21 protein-coding genes, 2 tRNA genes and 1 other annotated feature are annotated in these 20,153 nt (G+C 55.1%); of the genes, 10 read left to right on the forward strand and 13 right to left on the reverse strand.

Features of this window, described 5'->3' with window-relative positions:
• Positions 1 to 3: 3 nt before the first annotated feature.
• The 9 genes from hisIE to hisL all read right to left on the reverse strand — a co-directional run bounded on the left by hisIE (position 4) and on the right by hisL (position 7,210).
• Entirely contained in the window at positions 4 to 615 is a 612-nt protein-coding gene (hisIE, locus tag NQ842_RS08965) for a bifunctional phosphoribosyl-AMP cyclohydrolase/phosphoribosyl-ATP diphosphatase HisIE (RefSeq protein WP_014832598.1), read from the reverse strand.
• Positions 609 to 1,385: an imidazole glycerol phosphate synthase subunit HisF gene (gene hisF / locus NQ842_RS08970; protein WP_257256752.1), complete on the reverse strand. Its 777-nt coding sequence runs from the start codon at positions 1,383 to 1,385 to the stop codon at positions 609 to 611. Before hisF ends, hisIE begins: the two co-directional genes overlap by 7 nt.
• Positions 1,367 to 2,104, reverse strand: a complete 738-nt coding sequence (hisA, locus tag NQ842_RS08975; RefSeq protein WP_232943432.1) for a 1-(5-phosphoribosyl)-5-[(5-phosphoribosylamino)methylideneamino]imidazole-4-carboxamide isomerase — start codon at positions 2,102 to 2,104, stop codon at positions 1,367 to 1,369. Before hisA ends, hisF begins: the two co-directional genes overlap by 19 nt.
• Positions 2,104 to 2,694: an imidazole glycerol phosphate synthase subunit HisH gene (gene hisH / locus NQ842_RS08980; RefSeq protein WP_014832595.1), complete on the reverse strand. Its 591-nt coding sequence runs from the start codon at positions 2,692 to 2,694 to the stop codon at positions 2,104 to 2,106. The genes hisA and hisH overlap by 1 nt, the downstream gene beginning before the upstream one ends.
• A complete protein-coding gene (gene hisB / locus NQ842_RS08985) occupies positions 2,694 to 3,761 on the reverse strand; it encodes a bifunctional histidinol-phosphatase/imidazoleglycerol-phosphate dehydratase HisB (protein ID WP_257256753.1) in 1,068 nt (355 codons plus the stop codon). The genes hisH and hisB overlap by 1 nt, the downstream gene beginning before the upstream one ends.
• Positions 3,758 to 4,819 carry a histidinol-phosphate transaminase gene (gene hisC / locus NQ842_RS08990; RefSeq protein WP_046888371.1) on the reverse strand — a complete coding sequence of 354 codons (1,062 nt, stop codon included), beginning with the start codon at positions 4,817 to 4,819 and terminating at the stop codon, positions 3,758 to 3,760. The genes hisB and hisC overlap by 4 nt, the downstream gene beginning before the upstream one ends.
• Positions 4,816 to 6,120, reverse strand: coding sequence for a histidinol dehydrogenase (gene hisD / locus NQ842_RS08995; protein ID WP_257256754.1), 1,305 nt, complete (start codon positions 6,118 to 6,120; stop codon positions 4,816 to 4,818). Before hisD ends, hisC begins: the two co-directional genes overlap by 4 nt.
• 5 nt (positions 6,121 to 6,125) lie before the next feature.
• Positions 6,126 to 7,025 (reverse strand): ATP phosphoribosyltransferase, encoded by a 900-nt coding sequence (gene hisG, locus NQ842_RS09000; RefSeq protein ID WP_000886595.1) that lies wholly within the window; start codon positions 7,023 to 7,025, stop codon positions 6,126 to 6,128.
• A gap of 35 nt (positions 7,026 to 7,060) precedes the next feature.
• Positions 7,061 to 7,184, reverse strand: a sequence feature (His leader region).
• Entirely contained in the window at positions 7,160 to 7,210 is a 51-nt protein-coding gene (gene hisL / locus NQ842_RS09005) for a his operon leader peptide (protein WP_001364200.1), read from the reverse strand. Its footprint overlaps the feature before it by 25 nt.
• Positions 7,211 to 7,387: 177 nt before the next feature.
• Here hisL and NQ842_RS09010 point away from each other — a divergent pair, with 177 nt between their 5' ends.
• The 4 genes from NQ842_RS09010 to plaP all read left to right on the forward strand — a co-directional run bounded on the left by NQ842_RS09010 (position 7,388) and on the right by plaP (position 10,811).
• A complete protein-coding gene (locus NQ842_RS09010; RefSeq protein ID WP_014832591.1) occupies positions 7,388 to 8,212 on the forward strand; it encodes an SDR family oxidoreductase in 825 nt (274 codons plus the stop codon).
• Positions 8,213 to 8,253: 41 nt separating this feature from the next.
• Positions 8,254 to 9,183, forward strand: coding sequence for a LysR substrate-binding domain-containing protein (locus NQ842_RS09015; protein ID WP_014832590.1), 930 nt, complete (start codon positions 8,254 to 8,256; stop codon positions 9,181 to 9,183).
• 217 nt (positions 9,184 to 9,400) lie between these two features.
• A complete protein-coding gene (yoeI, locus tag NQ842_RS09020; protein ID WP_099458931.1) occupies positions 9,401 to 9,463 on the forward strand; it encodes a membrane protein YoeI in 63 nt (20 codons plus the stop codon).
• Positions 9,453 to 10,811, forward strand: a complete 1,359-nt coding sequence (gene plaP / locus NQ842_RS09025; protein WP_257256755.1) for a putrescine/proton symporter PlaP — start codon at positions 9,453 to 9,455, stop codon at positions 10,809 to 10,811. The genes yoeI and plaP overlap by 11 nt, the downstream gene beginning before the upstream one ends.
• Positions 10,812 to 10,932: 121 nt before the next feature.
• On the opposite strand, the gene sbcB is transcribed toward plaP, so the two are convergent.
• The gene (gene sbcB / locus NQ842_RS09030) at positions 10,933 to 12,369 is read right to left on the reverse strand and encodes an exodeoxyribonuclease I (protein WP_369701520.1); all 1,437 of its coding nucleotides are present in this window, start codon (positions 12,367 to 12,369) and stop codon (positions 10,933 to 10,935) included.
• Positions 12,370 to 12,567: 198 nt separating this feature from the next.
• Here sbcB and dacD point away from each other — a divergent pair, with 198 nt between their 5' ends.
• The 4 genes from dacD (at position 12,568) to NQ842_RS09050 (ending at position 15,981) form a co-directional block, all read left to right on the forward strand.
• On the forward strand, positions 12,568 to 13,734 hold the full coding sequence (gene dacD / locus NQ842_RS09035; RefSeq protein ID WP_014832587.1) for a serine-type D-Ala-D-Ala carboxypeptidase DacD: 1,167 nt from the start codon (positions 12,568 to 12,570) through the stop codon (positions 13,732 to 13,734).
• 118 nt (positions 13,735 to 13,852) lie between these two features.
• Positions 13,853 to 14,326 carry a DNA gyrase inhibitor SbmC gene (gene sbmC, locus NQ842_RS09040; RefSeq protein ID WP_050860243.1) on the forward strand — a complete coding sequence of 158 codons (474 nt, stop codon included), beginning with the start codon at positions 13,853 to 13,855 and terminating at the stop codon, positions 14,324 to 14,326.
• Positions 14,327 to 14,418: 92 nt separating this feature from the next.
• A complete protein-coding gene (locus NQ842_RS09045; RefSeq protein ID WP_257256756.1) occupies positions 14,419 to 15,477 on the forward strand; it encodes an FUSC family protein in 1,059 nt (352 codons plus the stop codon).
• A gap of 168 nt (positions 15,478 to 15,645) precedes the next feature.
• On the forward strand, positions 15,646 to 15,981 hold the full coding sequence (locus NQ842_RS09050) for a DUF496 family protein (RefSeq protein ID WP_010432067.1): 336 nt from the start codon (positions 15,646 to 15,648) through the stop codon (positions 15,979 to 15,981).
• Between the two features lie 50 nt (positions 15,982 to 16,031).
• Here NQ842_RS09050 and NQ842_RS09055 read toward each other — a convergent pair whose 3' ends face one another.
• Together NQ842_RS09055 and NQ842_RS09060 are read right to left on the reverse strand one after the other, a co-directional pair.
• Positions 16,032 to 16,364, reverse strand: coding sequence for a gamma-glutamylcyclotransferase family protein (locus tag NQ842_RS09055; RefSeq protein ID WP_014832584.1), 333 nt, complete (start codon positions 16,362 to 16,364; stop codon positions 16,032 to 16,034).
• 55 nt (positions 16,365 to 16,419) lie between these two features.
• A tRNA-Asn gene (locus NQ842_RS09060) sits at positions 16,420 to 16,495 on the reverse strand.
• A 161-nt stretch (positions 16,496 to 16,656) separates the two neighbouring features.
• Between NQ842_RS09060 and emmdR the strand changes: the two genes are divergently transcribed.
• Both emmdR and NQ842_RS09070 read left to right on the forward strand, forming a co-directional pair.
• Complete coding sequence (gene emmdR, locus NQ842_RS09065; RefSeq protein ID WP_014832583.1) at positions 16,657 to 18,111, forward strand: multidrug efflux MATE transporter EmmdR; 1,455 nt, start codon at positions 16,657 to 16,659, stop codon at positions 18,109 to 18,111.
• 103 nt (positions 18,112 to 18,214) lie between these two features.
• Positions 18,215 to 18,290: transfer RNA gene (locus NQ842_RS09070), tRNA-Asn, on the forward strand.
• Between the two features lie 77 nt (positions 18,291 to 18,367).
• On the opposite strand, the gene NQ842_RS09075 is transcribed toward NQ842_RS09070, so the two are convergent.
• Positions 18,368 to 20,140, reverse strand: coding sequence for an aminopeptidase P family protein (locus tag NQ842_RS09075; protein ID WP_257256757.1), 1,773 nt, complete (start codon positions 20,138 to 20,140; stop codon positions 18,368 to 18,370).
• Between the last annotated feature and the right edge of the window lie 13 nt (positions 20,141 to 20,153).

The following is a 20,153-nucleotide window of genomic DNA, read 5'->3' on the forward strand; positions in this document are numbered from 1 at the left end:
TTTTTATTTATGCCGCTTACGAAGATTCTCAATCACCGCCGTTAAATCCAGCTCCTGATCCTGCAGCAGCACCAGCAGGTGATACATCAAATCAGACGCTTCGTTGGTCAGCTCTTCGCGGTCATGTACCGTCGCGGCCAGCGCGGTCTCAACGCCTTCTTCACCCACTTTCTGCGCAATACGCTTGGTGCCGCTTGCATACAGCTTCGCCGTATACGAGCTGGAAGGATCTGCCGTTTTACGCTCAGCCAGTAACTGCTCCAGTTGATACAGGAATAACCATTGGTGGCTAGCCTCTCCGAAGCAGCTGCTGGTACCTTTATGGCAGGTCGGGCCGATGGGGTTAGCCAGAACCAGCAGAGTATCGTTATCGCAATCCGGCGTAATGCTAACCACATTCAGGAAGTGGCCTGAGGTCTCCCCTTTGGTCCACAGGCGCTGTTTCGTGCGCGAGTAAAAGGTCACTTTGCCGCTGTCGACCGTTTTTGCCAGCGCCTCCTGGTTCATGTATCCCAGCATCAGCACTTCACCGGAAACGGCATGCTGGACAACCACGGGCAGTAATCCGTCAGTTTTTTCCCAGTCCAGCTGCGCCTGTTGTTGCTCTGTTAACATACCCTGATCTCCACGCCCTGGTCGGCCAGGTACGTTTTTAACTCACCAATATTGATAATCTGTTTGTGGAACACGGACGCCGCCAGCGCACCGTCAACGTTCGCATCGCGGAAGGCTTCCAGGAAGTGTTTCATAGTGCCCGCGCCGCCGGAGGCGATCAGCGGTACGTGACAAACCGCACGCACTTTTTTCAGCTGTTCCAGATCGTAACCGTTACGCACGCCGTCCTGGTTCATCATGTTCAGTACGATTTCGCCCGCGCCACGTTTCTGGACTTCCTGCACCCAGTCCAGCGTCTCCCATTGGGTCACGCGGGTACGGCTCTCATCGCCAGTATACTGGTTGACGTGATACTTGCCGGTGGCTGCGTCATACCAGGTGTCGATACCGACAACAATACACTGCACGCCAAAGCGATCGGCCAGACGGGTAATCAGCTCCGGGTCAGCCAGCGCAGGGGAGTTGATTGAAATTTTGTCGGCACCGAAGGAGAGGATTTTCGCCGCATCTTCTGCAGACTTAATCCCGCCCGCCACGCAGAAGGGGATATCAATCACTTCTGCGACACGCGCGACCCAGCTTTTGTCTACCACGCGGCCATCGCTGGAGGCGGTGATATCGTAAAATACCAGTTCGTCTGCGCCTTCATCGGCATACCGTTTCGCCAGCGGGACGATGTCGCCGATGATCTCGTGGTTGCGGAACTGCACGCCTTTTACGACCTGGCCGTCACGTACGTCCAGGCAAGGGATTATCCGTTTTGCCAGCATTGAATCGCCTCCGTCACAGTAAATTTTCCTTCCAGCAGGGCCCGGCCAACAATTACACCCTTCACACCGGTACCGCGCAGCGCGGCGATGTCGTTAATATCACCTATGCCGCCAGAGGACTGAAACGCCACCTGCGGATAGCGGGTGCAAACTTCTTGATATAAAGAAACGTTAGAGCCTGCCAGCGTGCCGTCGCGGGAGATATCCGTGCACAGCACGTGCTTCAGGCCAACGGGCAGATACATATCGACCAGTTCTTCCAGCGTCACGCCGGAGTTTTCCTGCCAGCCGCTGACCGCAACCTGCTTATTGCCCTGTTCGTCGATGCGGACATCCAGGGCCAGCACCAGCGCGTCAGAACCAAAGCGGCGGAACCAGCTTTTCACCGTGTCGGGGTCTTTGACCGCCGTCGAGCCGACCACCACGCGCGCCACGCCGGCGTCCAGCAGTGCCGCAACGTCATCTTCCGTGCGCACACCGCCACCAACCTGTACGGGGACATCCACGCCCGCCACCAGTTTTTTTAACAGTGGGATCTGGCGTTTTGCCGGATCTTTCGCGCCCGTTAAATCCACCAGGTGCAACACCTGCGCACCCTGAGCGGCATAATCCTGCAGGCGGGGCAGCGGATCGTTACCGTAGTCGCGCTGCTGGCCGTAATCACCCTGATGAAGACGAACAACCGTGCCGTCAATTAAGTCTAAAGCGGGAATAATCATCACATCTCCAGGAAGTTTTTCAGCAGCTGAGCGCCTGCGGCACCCGAACGTTCCGGGTGAAACTGCACGCCGAAGAAGTTATCTTTCTGCACTGCCGCGGTAAACGCCTCGCCATAATTGCACTGGGCGATGGTGTAGGGATTCACCGGCATGGCGTAGCTGTGCACAAAGTAGAAGTAAGCGCCATCCTCAATGCCGCGAAACAGTCTGTCACCCGCTTTCGCATAAACGCGGTTCCAGCCCATGTGCGGCAGTGGTAAACCATGATCGGCCATTTTTGGCACGTCTTCTTCAATAATACCCAGCAGATCGACGCCGTTGCTCTCTTCACTACGACGGCCGAGCAGCTGCATCCCCAGGCAAATCCCGAGCACTGGCTGGGTACAGGCTTTGATGAGATCGACCAGTTCACGCTCGTGGATCTGATCCATCGCCGCCTGCGCGGTGCCTACACCAGGCAGGAAGAGTTTGTCGGCGCGCAGCACTACGTCCGGGTCACGGCTCACCACCGGCTCGTAGCCGTGGCGCGCAATGGCCGATTTCACGGAGTTCAGGTTGGCGCATCCGGTATCCAGAATCACCACATTCATTACAGCACTCCTTTTGATGAGGGCAGGGCGTCACCTTCCACACGAATTGCCTGGCGCAGGGTACGGCCAAAGGCCTTGAACAGGCTCTCCACTCGGTGGTGGTCGTTCTTGCCTTTGGTCTTCAGATGCAGCGTCAGGCCCATGGTGTAGGACAATGAACGGAAGAAGTGCTCCACCATTTCGGTGCTGAGATCGCCCACGCGCTGGTAGGTGAAATCGGCTTTATATTCCAGATGCGGACGACCGGAGATGTCCATCGCACAACGCGCCAGGCACTCATCCATGGGCAGAACAAACCCAAAACGGTTGATGCCACGTTTGTCGCCCAGGGCCAGCTTCAGCGCTTCGCCCAGCGCCAGACCGGTGTCTTCAACGGTGTGGTGATCGTCAATGTAGAGATCGCCTTTTACCGTAATCTCCATGCGGAAGCCGCCGTGGGTGGCAATCTGATCCAGCATATGGTCGAAGAAACCCACCCCAGTGTGGATCTTGCTGCCGCCTTCGCGATCCAGCCACACCTTCACGTCAATCTGTGTCTCTTTGGTGTTGCGTTCTACATGCGAGTAGCGGTCACGTTTGGTGAGCTGCTCACCAATCTTCGCCCAGTTGAGATCGTCGCGGTTGTAGCGCAGCCCGGCTAGCCCCATGTTTTCGGCAAGCGTAATATCGGTGGCGCGATCGCCAATGACATAGCTGTTGGCTTTATCCAGGACATCTTCCTGCATATAGCGTTCTACCAGTTTCACCTTCGGCTTGCGGCAGTCGCACGCATCGGCAGGCAGGTGTGGGCAAATCAGCACCTCATCAAATACCACGCCCTGAGAGGTGAGTACCTGCATCATCAGATTATGCGGGCCGTCAAAGTCGGCCTGCGGGAAGCTGTCGGTACCCAGTCCGTCCTGGTTGGTGATCATCACCAGCTTGTATCCGGCTTTCTGCAGTTTCAGCAGCACCGGGATCACGTCTGGTTCAAAAGCCAGTTTGTCGAAACGATCGACCTGAAAATCGGTGGGTGGCTCCGAAATCAGGGTGCCGTCTCGGTCGATAAAGAGGATCTTCTGGCTCATACTTTCTCCGCTTTCAGTGCGTCAATCACGCGCTGGCTCTCTGCACGGGTGCCGACGGTAATACGCAGGCAGCCGCTCAGAGAAGGTTGTTTATTTTGATCACGTAAGATAATGCCCTGATCCCATAAAGATTTAAATACGGCACTGGAGGCGGTAAAGCGAACCAGGAGGTAGTTGGTTTCAGAGTCGAACACCTGCTCTACACAAGGGATCGCTTTCAGGGCGGTCACCAGGTACTGTCGCTCTTCCAGGATTTGTGCCACACGCTCACGCATTGCATTGATCCCTTGCGGGGTCAGGGCCTGAGCGGCAATGTCAGCCACGGGAGTAGAAAGCGGGTACGGGGCGATCACTTTCAGCAGCAGGTCGATCACCTCTTTATTGGCCAGCGTAAACCCGCAGCGCAGACCTGCGAGCGCAAAGGCTTTCGACAGCGTACGCAGCACCACCAGGTGTGGGTACTCTTCCAGCCAGCCAGCCAGCGTCGCCTGAGGGCAGAACTCAATATAGGCTTCGTCGGCGACCACCAGTGCTTTGCCGCGGGTCATCTCCAGCAGGGTACGGATATCCTGAGGGTTGATAATCTGCCCGGTCGGGTTGTTGGGGCTACAGACAAAGACCACCTTCACGCCGTCCAGATTGTCGGCAATTCCCTGCAGGTCCAGCTGCCAGTTCTCCAGGGAGAGCACGTTACGGCACGCCACGCCAAAGGTTTCCGCGCTGACGCTGTACATGCCGTAGGTGGGCTGGCAGTACATCACCGCATCTTTACCCGGCTCGCAGAACGCGCGGATCAACAGCTCAATACCTTCATCCGCACCGCGGCTGACCAGCACCTGCTCCGGCTTCACGCCTGCATATTGCGCATAGTTTTCAATGACTGCTTTTGGCTGGCACTCCGGATAACGGTTCAGCGTCTGCTGTGACAGCTCAAACTGTACCGCTGTCGGGAATTCGTTGGCGTTCAGCCAGACATCACCGTTGCCGCCCAGGCGACGAGCAGACTGATAAGGCGTCAGTCGACGGACATTTTCCCGCGCTAATTCTTCAATGTTCATGCTTGCTCCTTCAGGGCTGCAACACGCAGCGTAACGGCGTTTTTGTGAGCGGTCAGGCGTTCGGCGGCGGCCAGCGTCTCGATGGTGGACGCCAGCGAGGCAAATCCTTCGCGGGACAACTCCTGCACGGTCATGCGTTTCTGGAAATCGGCCAGGCCCAGGCTGGAACAGGTCGAGGTGTAACCATATGTCGGCAGAACGTGGTTGGTGCCGGAGGCGTAGTCGCCAGCGGACTCCGGGGACCAGTCGCCGAGGAAAACAGACCCTGCGCTGGTGATACTGTCGACCAGGTCGCGCGCGTTGCGGGTCTGAATAATCAGGTGCTCCGGGCCGTACTGGTTGGAGATAGCGATGCACTGGTCCAGATCGCGCGCCACAATCAGGCGGCTGGCGGATAGCGCCTGGCGTGCCGTGTCGGCGCGCGGCAGGTCGGCAAGCTGACGCTCTACGGCTTCACCCACGCGTTTAGCCATATCGGCATCTGGCGTCAATAAAATCACCTGCGAATCCGGGCCGTGTTCCGCCTGGGATAACAGATCCGACGCCACAAAATCCGGCGTGGCGCCGCTGTCGGCAATCACCAGCACTTCAGACGGACCCGCGGGCATATCAATGGCCGCGCCATCAATACGCTGGCTGACCTGGCGCTTGGCTTCGGTGACAAAGGCGTTGCCCGGGCCAAAAATTTTGTCGACCTTCGGAACAGATTCAGTGCCAAACGCGAGGGCAGAAATCGCCTGCGCACCACCGACTTTAAACACGTCCTGCACACCGCAGAGTTTTGCAGCATACAGAATTTCATCGGCAATCGGCGGTGGGGAGCAGAGCACCACTTTCTGGCAACCGGCGATACGCGCCGGGGTGGCCAGCATTAATACGGTAGAGAACAGCGGGGCGGAGCCGCCAGGGATATAGAGGCCCACCGAGGCGACCGGGCGGGTCACCTGCTGGCATCGCACACCCGGCAGCGTTTCCACATCGACGGTCTGTAATTTCTGCGCGACGTGGAAGGTCTCGATGTTTTTCACCGCGACGGCCATTGCCTGTTTGATGTCATCACCCAGACGATTGCTGGCATCAATGATTTCCTGTTCGGTAACCTTTAAGGCGTTAACTTCCGTTTTATCAAACTTTGCGCTGTATTCCCGCAGCGCGTCGTCGCCGCGGGTTTTGACGTTATTGAGGATCTCCGTCACGGTACGGGTGATGCTTTCGGAGGCGCTGATGGCCGGGCGCATTAACAACTCGCGCTGCTGTTCGTCAGTACACTCATTCCAGGTGATGATCGTGTTAAAGCTCATGGCCGTTACTCCATCATCTTCTCAATTGGCAGCACCAGAATGGAGCTGGCGCCCAGTGCCTTCAGTTTTTCCATGGTTTCCCAGAACAGCGTTTCGCTACTGACCATGTGCATCGCCACACGCTGCTGATCGCCCGCCAGTGGCAGGATGGTAGGGCGCTCAGCGCCTGGCAGCAGGGCAATCACTTCGTCCAGACGTTCGGTTGGTGCATGCATCATGATGTACTTGGATTCACGCGCCTGAATCACCCCCTGAATACGGGTCAGCAGTTTGTCGATCAGCTGCTGTTTGGCATCGGCCATCTCGCCGTCACGCTGGATCAGGCACGCTTTGGAGCGGTAAATGACTTCCACTTCGCGCAGGCCGTTCGCTTCCAGGGTAGCACCGGTGGAGACGAGGTCGCAGATGGCGTCTGCCAGACCCGCACGCGGCGCGACTTCGACAGAACCGTTCAGCAGACAGGATTTAAACTGCACGCCTTTCTGATCCAGATAGCGTTTTAACAGGTGAGGATAGGAGGTCGCGATACGTTTGCCGTTCAGCGCGGCCGGGCCGTCCCAGGCTTCATCAACCGGTGTCGCCAGCGACAGGCGGCAGCCACCGAAGTCCAGGCGACGCAGGGTAAAATAGCGCGGATCTTCACCCTGAGCGCGACGGGTCAGGAGCTCTTCTTCCAGCACGTTTTCACCGATGATGCCAAGGTCAACGACACCGTCCATTACCAGTCCCGGGATATCGTCATCACGCACGCGCAGAATGTCGATGGGCATGTTTTCAGCCAGAGCAATCAGGCGCTGGGTGTGCAGGTTGATTTTAATCCCGCAGCGGGCCAGCAGTTCGCGTGAATCATCACTCAAACGGCCTGATTTTTGAATAGCTATGCGTAAACGTGAGTTATCTAACATTCTGTGTTCCTCGTTAACCTGTCTGAATTTGGTCCAAAAAAAAGCCCCCGGAAGAAGATCTTCCGGGGGCTTTCTCATGCGTTCATGCACCACTGGAAGATCCAAACGTCTTCCAGCACACATCGCCTGAAAGACTAGTCAGGATGATGGTGATGATGGTGGTGTTTAAATTGAACGCGTGTCATATAAATATTCTCGATGAATGCTTATTCATTTGATGTCTTTTAACCTAAACCAGTTGTATGACAGATTGCAAGGGCTTTTTTTGATCATTAATTCATTTCATATTGACGCTATGAATTGTGTGTTCTGCCGGGCTGGCGTAGCCTTAAGACAGACGAGTGAGAGTCAGGAGAATTCGCATGAAAAAGGTCGCGATTGTCGGTTTAGGGTGGCTGGGAATGCCGCTGGCGATGTCATTAGCCGCGAAAGGCTGGCAAGTGACCGGGAGCAAAACCACGGCGGACGGGGTAGAGGCGGCGCGCATGTGCGGTATTGATGGCGTCGAACTGCGTCTTGAACCTGAGCTGGTGTGTGATGCTGACGATCTGGACACGCTGATGAATGTTGATGCGCTGGTCATTACGCTTCCCGCACGACGCAGCGGTCCGGGCGAATCATTTTATCTGCAGGCGATGCAGGAGATTGTCGACAGCGCGCTGGCGCACCATGTACCGCGTATAATCTTTACCAGCTCAACATCGGTCTATGGCGATGTGGAAGGGGTAGTGAAAGAGGGCACCGAGCGCCATCCTGTCACCGCGAGCGGCAAGGTGTTGAAAGAGCTGGAAGACTGGCTGCACAACCTGCCGGGTACGCAGGTCGATATCGTGCGTCTGGCGGGGCTGGTTGGCCCAGGCCGGCATCCGGGACGCTTTTTTGCCGGCAAGTCAGCCCCTGATGGGCAACATGTTGTCAATCTGGTGCATTTAGAGGACGTTATTGGCGCAATTGAGCTTCTCTTACAGGCTCCAAAGGGTGGGCACATCTATAATATATGTGCGCCCTCTCATCCTGCGCGTAGTACATTTTACCCGCTAATGGCGCGTCAGCTGGGCCTGGCGCCACCCGTTTTTGGTGACGCGAAGGACGGAAGTAAAGGCAAAATTGTTGATGGCAATCGCATTTGTCATGAGCTGGGGTTTGAGTATCAATATCCCGATCCGCTGGTGATGCCCATGGCATAAGTCCCGCAGCGGAGACGATCGCACACCGGAAGGGGGCGAACATGAAACCGCTGCTGGATGTTCTTATTATTCTGGATGCACTGGAAAAAGAAGGCAGCTTTGCGGCTGCCTCGGCGAAGCTCTACAAAACCCCCTCAGCGCTGAGCTATACCGTTCATAAACTGGAAAGCGATCTGAATATCCAGATCCTCGATCGCTCCGGCCACCGGGCTCGCTTTACCCGCACCGGACAGATGCTGCTGGAAAAAGGGCGTGAAGTTCTGCACACCGTCCGCGAACTGGAAAAACAGGCCATCAAACTTCATCAGGGCTGGGAAAATGAACTGGTGATTGGTGTTGACGATACCTTTCCGTTTTCTCTCCTGACGCCGCTGATTGAGGCGTTTTATCAGCGCCACAGCGTAACCCGGCTGATTTTCATTAATGGTGTGCTGGGCGGCTCCTGGGAGGCCCTGGTTCAGGGCAGGGCGGATATCATCGTCGGCGCATTACATGAACCACCTCAGCTGAGCGATTTTGGATTTGCCCGCCTCGGGATACTGGAGCAAGTTTTCGCGGTCGCTCCACATCATCCGCTGGCCCGGGAGCCGGAGCCCATTAATCGGCGCATTATTAAAAGTTACCGCGCCATCGTGGTGGGCGACAGCTCACGCCCGGAATGCGCCGTCTCGTCGCAGTTGCTTGATGAGCAAGAGGCCATCACCGTTTTTGATTTTAAAACCAAGCTGGAATTGCAAATCAGTGGGCTGGGGTGTGGCTATTTGCCCCGCTACCTGGCACAGCGGTTCCTTGATAGCGGGGCGCTGGTTGAAAAACAGGTGCTGGCTCAAAGCAGTAACGAATCGGTGTGGGTTGGCTGGAATGAACAAACAGCGGGGTTAGCCAGCGCCTGGTGGCGGGACGAAATTTTAGCAAATAGTGCTATCGCTGCCGTCTACACGCAGAGTGGTGTCGAGAAATCAGCCAGTTAGCGCAGGAAAATTTACAATGCCTTTGTAAAGTATTGCGTTTTGTATCTGATGTGGGGCAAAATGCGCCGCAGCAACCAAATGAATAATCGACGATATAAAAGGCGTCGGTTATTTTTTTTTGCATGTATGAAACGAAACTAAAAACCAAGAGGCCGGGCTTCGTACCGGATAGATATTTACTAAAATCCGACAGTTGTTGTCGCTGAGGAAGAAAGAAATGGGGCAATTTTTCGCTTACGTGGCGGTTATCACCGTAAAGGAGAATAACTATGTCGCATAACGCAACTCCAAACACCTCTCGCGTGGAATTACGTAAAACACTTACGTTGATTCCGGTTGTTATGATGGGCCTTGCCTATATGCAACCAATGACGCTGTTCGATACATTCGGTATCGTATCAGGCCTCACAGACGGTCATGTGCCGACCGCGTACGCCTTCGCGCTGGTCGCGATCCTCTTTACCGCACTGAGCTACGGTAAACTGGTTCGTCGTTATCCGTCTGCCGGTTCTGCCTACACCTATGCCCAGAAATCCATCAGTCCTACCGTTGGCTTTATGGTGGGCTGGTCGTCGCTGCTCGACTATCTGTTCGCGCCGATGATCAACATTCTGCTGGCGAAAATTTACTTTGAAGCACTGGTGCCGTCGATCCCATCCTGGATGTTCGTCGTGGCGCTGGTGGCCTTTATGACGGCCTTTAACCTGCGCAGCATCAAATCTGTTGCCAACTTTAACTCCGTTATCGTTGTGCTTCAGGTTGTCCTGATTGCCGTGATCCTCGGTATGGTCATTTATGGCGTATTCAATGGCGAAGGCGCAGGCACCCTGGCGAGCAGCAAGCCGTTCTGGTCTGGTGATGCGCATGTGATCCCGATGATTACCGGGGCAACCATTCTGTGCTTCTCCTTTACCGGTTTTGACGGTATCAGCAACCTGTCTGAAGAAACCAAAGATGCAGAGCGTGTTATTCCGCGTGCTATCTTCCTGACGGCGCTGATTGGCGGTCTGATCTTTATCTTCTCGACCTATTTCCTGCAGCTGTACTTCCCGGATATCTCCCGCTTCAAGGATCCGGATGCCTCTCAGCCGGAAATTATGCTCTACGTGGCGGGTAAAGCATTCCAGGTTGGCGCGCTGATTTTCTCCACCATCACCGTACTGGCATCGGGTATGGCCGCGCACGCAGGCGTTGCGCGTCTGATGTACGTAATGGGTCGTGATGGCGTATTCCCGAAAAGCTTCTTCGGCTACGTGCATCCAACCTGGCGTACGCCGGCGATGAACATCATCCTGGTAGGTGCGATTGCGCTGCTGGCAATCAACTTTGACCTGGTGATGGCAACTGCGCTGATTAACTTCGGTGCGCTGGTGGCGTTCACCTTTGTTAACCTGTCGGTTATCTCTCAGTTCTGGATCCGTGAAAAGCGTAACAAAACGCTGAAAGATCACTTCCAGTATCTGTTCCTGCCGATGTGCGGTGCGCTGACTGTGGGTGCACTGTGGGTTAACCTGGAAGAGAGCTCAATGGTGCTTGGCCTGATTTGGGCGGGTATCGGTCTCGTTTATCTGGCCTGCGTCACGAAGAGCTTCCGTAACCCGGTACCTCAGTACGAAGACGTTGCGTAATACCGTGTCGGGTGGCGGCTACGCTTACCCGACCGACAAAACCCGTAGGCCCGCGTAAGCGCAGCGCCACCGGGCAAAAAAAACCGGAGACCATCGGCTCCGGTTTTTTTATCGCTGAATTTCAGACGATCTCTTGTACGTACTTGAACAGTGCTTTCAGTAGCGCTTGCTTCTCTTCATTCCCTTCGTATTGGCCGTAAAGCATCTCCAGCTCCTGCGCATACCCGTGCAGATATTCCGGCGTAAACACATTACGCCGATGCTGCAGCCAGCGTTCCTGCTCAGCTTCATCCAGCGTGCCGGGATAGTTACGCGCGCGGTAGTTAAACATCAGCTTCTCAATGCGTTTATCCGCAAAGGTGATGTCCAGCGCGGGCAGGTTACGCGGTTCGGTCTGCAGCACGATGTTCATGGCAGCCCGGTCGGCATCGCTGAAGAAGCCGTTATACAGCTGCGCATCCACGTTTTCGGACGGCACGAATGGCTCGGCTTCGGCAAATATGGCGACGACTTTCTCGCGCACCTGCGGATTTTCGCGCAGTACTTTAAGGTTATCCAGGCAGTGCTGACGGTTGATCCCGAGCCTGTCGGCATCCTCCGGGCGCAGCGTATTGGCCTGCGCCAATACCGGACATTTATTGATATGCACCAGTTTGACCGGCACCGCGGGCAGATCTCCCAGCGCATCTTTCGGGGTATAGAGGCGCTCACGCAAGGTATCGCTGTCGAGCTCCAGCAGCGGGGAGATATCCCCGGCTAAATCCACCATGATGACCGCGTTACGGTTATCCGGGTGCCAGGCCAGCGGTGCCACCCAGCTTGTGTTGCCGCGCCAGGCACCAAACATGCCGGAGATATGCACCAGCGGTTTCATCTGCGGCACATCAATCAGCGTCATCAGTTTCTGCTTGCTGCGATGACTCAACAGATACTCAAACAGACGAGGTTGTGCGGTTTTGACCAGCTTCGCCATGGCAATGGTGGCGTAGACGTCGGCCATCGCGTCGTGGGCATTACTGTGCTCAATGCCGTTGGCGCGCGTCAGGTGCTCCAGCCGGAAGCTTGGCAATCCGTCTTCGTTCTCCGGCCAGTTAATCCCCTCCGGACGCAGCGCATAGCAAGCGCGCATAATGTCGAGTAAATCCCAGCGCGAATTGCGGTTCTGCCAGCTCCAGGCGTAGGGATCGTAGAAGTTGCGGTAGAAAATGTTGCGCGTCACTTCATCATCGAAACGGATATTGTTGTACCCAACCACGCAGGTATGGGGAACGGTAAACAGATCGTGGATACGGCGGGCGAACTCTGCCTCGTTAACGCCTTTTTCCCGCGCTTCCTGGGGGGTTATCCCGGTGACCATGACCGCGCCGGGCTGCGGCAGGTAGTCATCGGCAGGTTTGCAGTAAAAAACCTCTGGCTCGCCAATGATATTGAATTCGTCGTCGGTACGGATGGCGGCAAACTGCGCCGGCCGATCCAGCGCCGGGTGGGTGCCGAAGGTTTCATAGTCGTGGAACAAAAAAGTCGGGCGTGCGGCAGAGTCAGACACCAGTAATACCATCCTGTTAAAAAGTGACACCACTATGGTAAACGATCGTGAGGAGCAGACCGAATAAAAAGCACCGTCATGCTGCAAATTTGCGAGCGTACTTCAGGGCAAAACATGCTTCCTGTCACATTTTTTTGCAATTAAGCCAGGTAACGACAACAGAACTCCCGTAAAAAGGTCATCGATTTTTAATGACCTGAGGATATACCGTTGAAACGCCGTCTGTTTATTGCTGTTTCTTTACTCGCTTCGAGTGTCTCATCTGCTTTTGCGGCCGATCCACTGGATTTTTCGCCGCAGCCCCCGGCCATTCAGGCCGGTTCCTGGGTACTGATGGATTACACTACGGGTCAAATCTTAACGGCGGGCAACGAACATCAACAACGCAATCCGGCGAGCCTTACCAAGCTGATGACCGGCTACGTTGTTGACCGCGCTATTGATAGCCACCGCATTTCCCCGGATGACATTGTCACCGTCGGGCGCGACGCGTGGGCAAAAGGTAACCCGGTATTTGATGGTTCGTCACTGATGTTCCTGAAAGAGGGTGACCGCGTTTCTGTGCGCGATCTCAGCCGCGGCCTGATTGTGGATTCCGGCAACGATGCCTGTGTGGCGCTGGCGGATCACGTGGCCGGTGGTCAGCCGCAGTTCGTAAAGATGATGAACGACTATGTGCAAAAGCTGAATCTGCGCGATACGCACTTTGAAACCGTTCATGGTCTGGATGCCCCGGGCCAGCACAGTTCTGCGTATGACCTGGCCGTGCTGTCCAGGGCCATCATCCACGGCGAGCCTGAGTTTTACCATATGTACAGCGAAAAGAGCCTGACCTGGAACGGGATCACGCAGCAAAACCGTAACGGCCTGCTGTGGGATAAGACCATGAACGTAGATGGTCTGAAAACGGGGCACACGTCAGGGGCCGGATTTAACCTGATTGCTTCCGCCGTGGACGGTCAGCGTCGCTTGATCGCCGTGGTGATGGGGGCAGACAGTCCGAAAGGACGTGAGGATCAGGCCCGTAAACTGCTGCACTGGGGGCAACAGAATTTTGATACCGTGCAGATCCTGCATAACGGTAAAAAAGTGGGCACCGAGCGGATCTGGTACGGCGATAAAGAACAGGTGAACCTGGGCACCGACCAGGATTTCTGGCTGGCATTACCGAAAGCTGAAGTACCGAACATCAAGGCAAAATACGTGCTGGATAAAAAAGAGCTGGAAGCGCCGATTGCCGCGCATCAGCGGGTCGGCGAAATCCAGTTATACGACCGTGACAAGGTGGTCGCTCACTGGCCGCTGGTGACGCTTGAGCGTGTTGATAAAGGTGGCCTTTTCTCCCGTCTAAGTGATTATCTGCACCACAAAATCTAACCTTTTTGAGCAGACTGGCAGGGTTGCGAGTCTGCTCACATAATAAACACTCCCCGTTTGCCGATAATATAAATTCTGCTTTATAGTGTATAAATATACAGTAATAAATGGAGGCAGTATGGATTACAGCATCAGGCAGGAAAAGAAACGTAAGATTGCCGGTTTTCACCTGGTCGGGCCATGGGAACACACGGTAAAACAGGGCTTCGAACAGCTGGTCATGTGGGTCGATGGCCGTCACATTCAGCCACTGGAGTGGGTTGCGGTGTACTACGATAATCCGGACGAAGTCCCGGCAGAAAAACTGCGCTGCGATACGGCCGTTACGGTGCCGGACGATTTCGTGATCCCGGAAAACAGCGAAGGCGTCATGATGACGGAAATTGCTGCCGGAGATTACGCCGTCGCGAAAGCACGTGTTGAAAACTACGACTTCGCCACCCCGTGGTATCAGTTCTTTAATTCCCTCCTGCAGGACAATAAATACCAGATGGCGCTTAAACCGTGCTTCGAGCGCTATCTCAATGATGGCAACGCTGACGGATACTGGGACATCGAAATGTTTATCGCCGTAGAGCATAAAGCGAGATAGTCCTGTCGACTGTAGGGTTTTTCAGCCGGATGTGATCCGTCCGGCTGAAAACGCAGTACAATTGTGATTTGCCGTGTAGCTGGAGAGCGGGTGTGCGTCCCGACAAATCATTAACATCTTTCGAAATTCGGCTGTATAAACACTATCGCGTGGTCCACGGGTGCCGTATTGCGCTGGCATTCCTTCTGACGTTTGTGCTGGTCCGTTTGCTGGATGTTCCTGAAGGAACGTGGCCGCTGATCACGCTGGTGGTCGTCATGGGGCCAATCTCGTTTTGGGGGAACGTTGTCCCCCGCGCCTTCGAGCGCATTGGCGGTACGGTTTTAGGCTCAGTCCTTGGGCTGATTGCCCTGAAGCTGGAGCTGATTTCATTTCCGGTGATGCTGGCCTGGTGCGGTGTCGCCATGTTCCTCTGCGGCTGGCTGGCGCTGGGTAAAAAGCCCTATCAGGCACTGCTGATTGGTATCACCCTCGCCGTGGTGGTCGGCGCGCCAGCGGGTGATATGACCACGGCACTGTGGCGAAGCGGGGATGTCATCCTTGGTTCACTGCTGGCGATGCTGTTCACCGGTATCTGGCCGCAGCGCGCTTTCCTGCACTGGCGCATCCAGATGGCAAACTACGTCACCGCCTTTAACCGCGTCTACCAGGCCGGTTTTTCACCGAATCTGGTAGAACGTCCCCGGCTGGAGAAGCACCTCCAGCAGATCCTTAATGATGTGGTCAGAATGCGCGGTCTGATTACCCCGGCCAGCAAAGAGACCCATATCCAGAAATCGATTTTCGAAGCTATCCAGACCGTGAGCCGCAATCTGGTCTGCATGCTTGAGCTGCAAATCAACGCACACTGGGCCTCACGCCCCAGCCATCTGTTGATGCTGAACGCACAGACGCTGAAGGAGACGCAGCAGATGACGCAACAAACCCTGCTGACCATCGCTCATGCCCTTTATGAAGGTAACCCGCAACCTATCCTCGCGAACAGCGAGCGTCTGAATGAGATCGTTGCCGAACTGAAACAGCTGATCAACGAGCGTCAGAGCGACAACGTGGCGGAAACCCCAATTCATGGCTACGTCTGGCTGAGCATGGAACTGGCGCGTCAGCTTGAGTTGCTGTCGCATCTCATTTGCCGGGCATTGCGCAAATAAAGAGCAGCTATCGCCATATGTGACGGCTGCTGCTTCGATTCAGCATCAATTGGGGTTATGATAGTTTTAAACGATATACTCATTGTCATTCGCAACCGCTGTCAGTAAGGTTACTGTTACAACGGTTGCTTTAACGAATCCGAATCTCACATTATCAGGGGTGTAAAAATGGAAACTACCAAGCCTTCGTTCCAGGATGTTCTGGAATTCGTCCGCCTGTTCCGCCGCAAAAACAAACTGCAGCGTGAAATCCAGGACGTTGAGAAGAAGATCCGTGACAACCAGAAACGTGTTCTGCTGCTGGATAACCTGAGCGACTACATCAAGCCAGGTATGAGCGTTGAAGCCATCCAGGGTATCATCGCCAGCATGAAGAGCGACTACGAAGACCGCGTTGATGATTACATCATCAAAAACGCTGAGCTGTCTAAAGAGCGTCGTGACATCTCCAAGAAGCTGAAAGTGATGGGCGAAATCAAAAACGCTGAAGCCAAAAGCGAATAATCGCAGCTGATTGCAAAAAAAGGCTCTCTGGTGACAGAGAGCCTTTTTTATTACACAGAGCGCGGCTGTAGCTGGTAGATCCAGGCCTTAACCTGGTCACCTTCGGCGGTGGTCACCATGACCTCGACCCGATCGTAACCGTCTTCAAATTCATCCAGCATCGGCCAGTGTGCCTGGAGGTTGCTGGAGGTAAAGAGATAGCCTTCTACGCACGGACCATCGGCGTGCAGCACGATACCCGGAAAATCCGCCGCAGCACCCCAGCCACGCGCATAAAACGTCCCGGTGACAAAACCGGCCTGCCATTCGCCGCCGATGTTTTCGAGAATATGTGCATTTGAGTGACCCGGGCGTAACGTACCGTAGACAAACAAAGAGTCCATGTTTTCCTCACCAGAAAAGCAAAAAGCCCGCTTTAAAAGCGGGCTTTTCAGAATGTGGCTCCTCTGACTGGACTCGAACCAGTGACATACGGATTAACAGTCCGCCGTTCTACCGACTGAACTACAGAGGAATCGTTGTGGAGGCTTATCTTAGCGGCGAAAAAACTTTTGTCAAACCTGATCTTAGTGATTAGCGATCGATTGCCGATTCTGTCATCAGTTTGTTGCAAATCCAGACATCTTTTTATGGAAAATACTTTGCAGGATGAGCTTTTCTCCCCCATCATTTGAAATGGAGTTTCAACTTTTCTCGCTAAGGTCCATTTTGAACGTTACTGCCACTCTCCGCCAGGCGATTATGCGCACGCCATGGTATGCAAAACGTAAAAGTTATCGTGTTCTGTTCTGGCGTGAAATCACCCCGCTTGCCGTACCTATTTTTCTGGAGAATACCTGCGTTCTGCTGATGGGGGTGTTGAGCACCTTCCTGGTGAGCTGGCTGGGTAAAGAGGCGATGGCCGGGGTTGGGCTGGCGGACAGTTTTAACATGGTGGTGATGTCTTTCTTTGCCGCTATCGATCTTGGCACCACGGTGGTGGTGGCCTTTAGCCTGGGCAAGCTGGATCCGAAGCGTGCGCGCGAAGCCGCCCGGCAGTCGCTGATGATCATGACCATTTTTTCAATCATCCTGGCGGCGGTGATCCACTATTTCGGCAAAGAGATAATCGATTTTGTCGCGGGTGAAGCGACGAATGAAGTTAAGGATCTGGCGCTGACCTATCTGGAAATGACGGTCTTAAGCTATCCGGCCGCGGCCATCGCGCTGATCGGTAGCGGCGCGCTGCGCGGGGCAGGCAACACCAAAATTCCTTTGCTGATCAACGGCGGAATGAACATCCTGAATATCATGATCAGTAGTGTCCTGATCTACGGTGTTTTCTCCTGGGAGGGAATGGGATTTGTTGGCGCAGGCCTGGGGCTCACCATCTCCCGCTACATTGGTGCGGCAGCCATCCTCGGGGTGTTGATGGCGGGGATTACGCCGTCGCTGCGCCTCACGTTAAAAAGCTACTTCCGACCCTTTAACTTCGCCATTATCTGGGAAGTGATGGGGATTGGTATTCCTGCCAGTATCGAGTCGGTACTGTTCAACGGCGGTAAACTGCTTACCCAGATGTTTGTTGCCGGTATGGGGACAGATGTGATTGCCGGTAACTTTATAGCCTTTTCCATCGCCTCCCTGATTAACCTGCCGGGCAACGCCCTCGGGTCGGCCTCCACCATTATCACCGGTAAACGACTCGGTAAAGGGCAGATAGGGCAGGCGGAGCGGCAGCTGCGCCATGTCTTCTGGCTGTCGACCATCGGTCTGACGCTCATTGCCTGGGGGAGTGCCCCCTTTGCCGGGCTGATGGCCTCGTTCTATACCCACGAAGACGATGTCAAAGAGGTCGTTAAGATCCTCATTTGGCTCAACGCGGCCTTTATGCCCATCTGGGCGGCCTCCTGGGTACTCCCTGCCGGGTTAAAAGGGGCCCGCGATGCCCGCTTTGCGATGTGGGTATCCATGCTCGGTATGTGGGGTTGCCGCGTGGTGGCGGGTTATACGCTGGGGGTCATGCTCGGTATGGGGGTTGTCGGTGTCTGGCTGGGGATGTTCCTTGACTGGGCCGTGCGTGGGGCATTGTTCTACTGGCGGATGGTAAGTGGGCGCTGGCTCTGGAAATATCCGCGACACAATGCCTGACAAATGTGCGAAATGTTGAATAAATCGGCAAACGATCGGAAATCTGCATTCTGCCTTTGACAACCTCGGGTAGCATCGATAATATGCGCCCCGTTCACACGATTCCTCTGTAGTTCAGTCGGTAGAACGGCGGACTGTTAATCCGTATGTCACTGGTTCGAGTCCAGTCAGAGGAGCCAAATTTGAAAAGCCTGCTTTTAAAGCAGGCTTTTTGCTTTTGTGCGTTCTGGAAGCCGCCACCCGGCAATAAACCGCACTACCGGTTAACACGAATCGGTGCTGTCGCTTCCACCAGCCACGGACGCGCGTCGCTCTCCACCAACGGTGACAGTGCCTCGCGCACCTGCTGGTGATACTCATCCAGCCACTGCTTTTCCTGCTCGTTCAACAGATTGAGTTCGACCTGGCTGAGATCGATTGGGATCAGCGTCAGCGAGGCAAACTTGCAGAATCCAGGACGGCTCTCCACAATCTCGACCTGGTTTTCAATGCGGATCCCATGGCTGTCCGCCAGATAGTATCCCGGCTCGATGGTCATAATATTGCCTGCCACCAGCGGCCATGGGTTGACCTTTTTGGCAATACGATGTGGGTTCTCATGGATGAGCAATTGATGACCCACGCCATGACCCGTTCCGTGATCGAAATCCAGCCCCAACTCCCAGAGCGGTCGACGTGCAAAGGCATCCAGCTGATGCCCCTGAGTGCCGGACGGGAACTGCAGGGTAATCAGCGACAGAAAGCCTTTCAGCACGGCGGTGTAGTGTAATCGCTGCTGCGGGCTGACCTTGCCCCATGCCAGGGTACGCGTGGCGTCAGTGGTACCGTTATGGTACTGACCACCGGAATCATTCAGATAGAAGTGGTCATGGCCGATGGGCTTGTTGCTGGCTTCGCTTGAGTGGTAGTGGCACATTGCCGCATTGCTGGACGAGGCCGAAATGGTCGCAAAACTTTGCTCAATGAAACCGGGCTGCCGCTCGCGAAACGCGAGTTGCTGTGCCTGGGCCTCCAGCTCTGTCACCGGCTGACCTGCTGCCGCACGTGCGGGCACTTCACGGCTCAGCCAGGCCAGGAAATTGACCCACGCGGCACCGTCCTGATGATGACACTCCCGGTAACCCGTCAGTTCTACCGGATTTTTATTGGCCTTCATCAGGGTGATAGGGTCGGTTTGCCAGAGAATGTCACCGTCTGGCTCAATGGCAAAACGCAGGGCCACTGGCGCTGAACCGGCATCTAGCATGACCCGTTTACCGTGAGAAAGGTGCTGGCAGCGTTCAATAAAGGCATCCTGCGGCGCAATGGTGAACGCGTTTCGCACGCTATCAGGCAGGTCACTGAGTTTATTGTCGTTAACAAACCACTCGACGCTACCGTCCCGACTCAGCAGGGCAAAGGAGAGCGGAACCGGGCTGGTGGGAATATCTGAACCGCGCACGTTAAGCAGCCAGGCAATGTTATCCGGCAGGGTCACGGCCAGATAATCGGCATTGTTCGCGGCCAGCACGGCGGCGACGCGCTGACGTTTATCGGCGCTGCTTTCGCCACTGATTTCAACCGGCATCTCGCGGATAAGCCCCGCCGGAGCGGCAGGGCGATCGGTCCATAACGTATCAAACGGTGACTGGTTAAGCGGCACCATCTCACACGGTGTCGCAGACAGCGTCTCATAGTCGGCATTGGTCATCAGCAGCGCTTCAAAACCAATACGCGTGCCAGCTTCAACATTTGCCGTCAGCCATTGTGCCAGCGGCTCGTTGTGCAGATGGTGGATCTCTACTTCATCCATGTTGACCTGCACGCGGGCCTGAACCTGATAGCGGCCATCGACAAAAAGCAGGGCTTTGTCTTTTAGCACCAGCGCCAGCCCCGCCGAGCCGTCGAAGCCGGTGAGCCAGGCCAGTTTTTCATCATACGGTGCGCAGTATTCGCTCTGCCAGGCATCCGCGCGCGGGACGATCATCCCGTCGAGTTGATTTTCCTGTAGCCACTGACGCAGGGCCGATAACGGTGATGTGTTGTGCATTATTTTTCCTTAT

Source organism: Enterobacter cloacae complex sp. R_G8, assembly GCF_024599795.1.
Classification (GTDB): Bacteria; Pseudomonadota; Gammaproteobacteria; order Enterobacterales; family Enterobacteriaceae; genus Enterobacter; species Enterobacter dissolvens.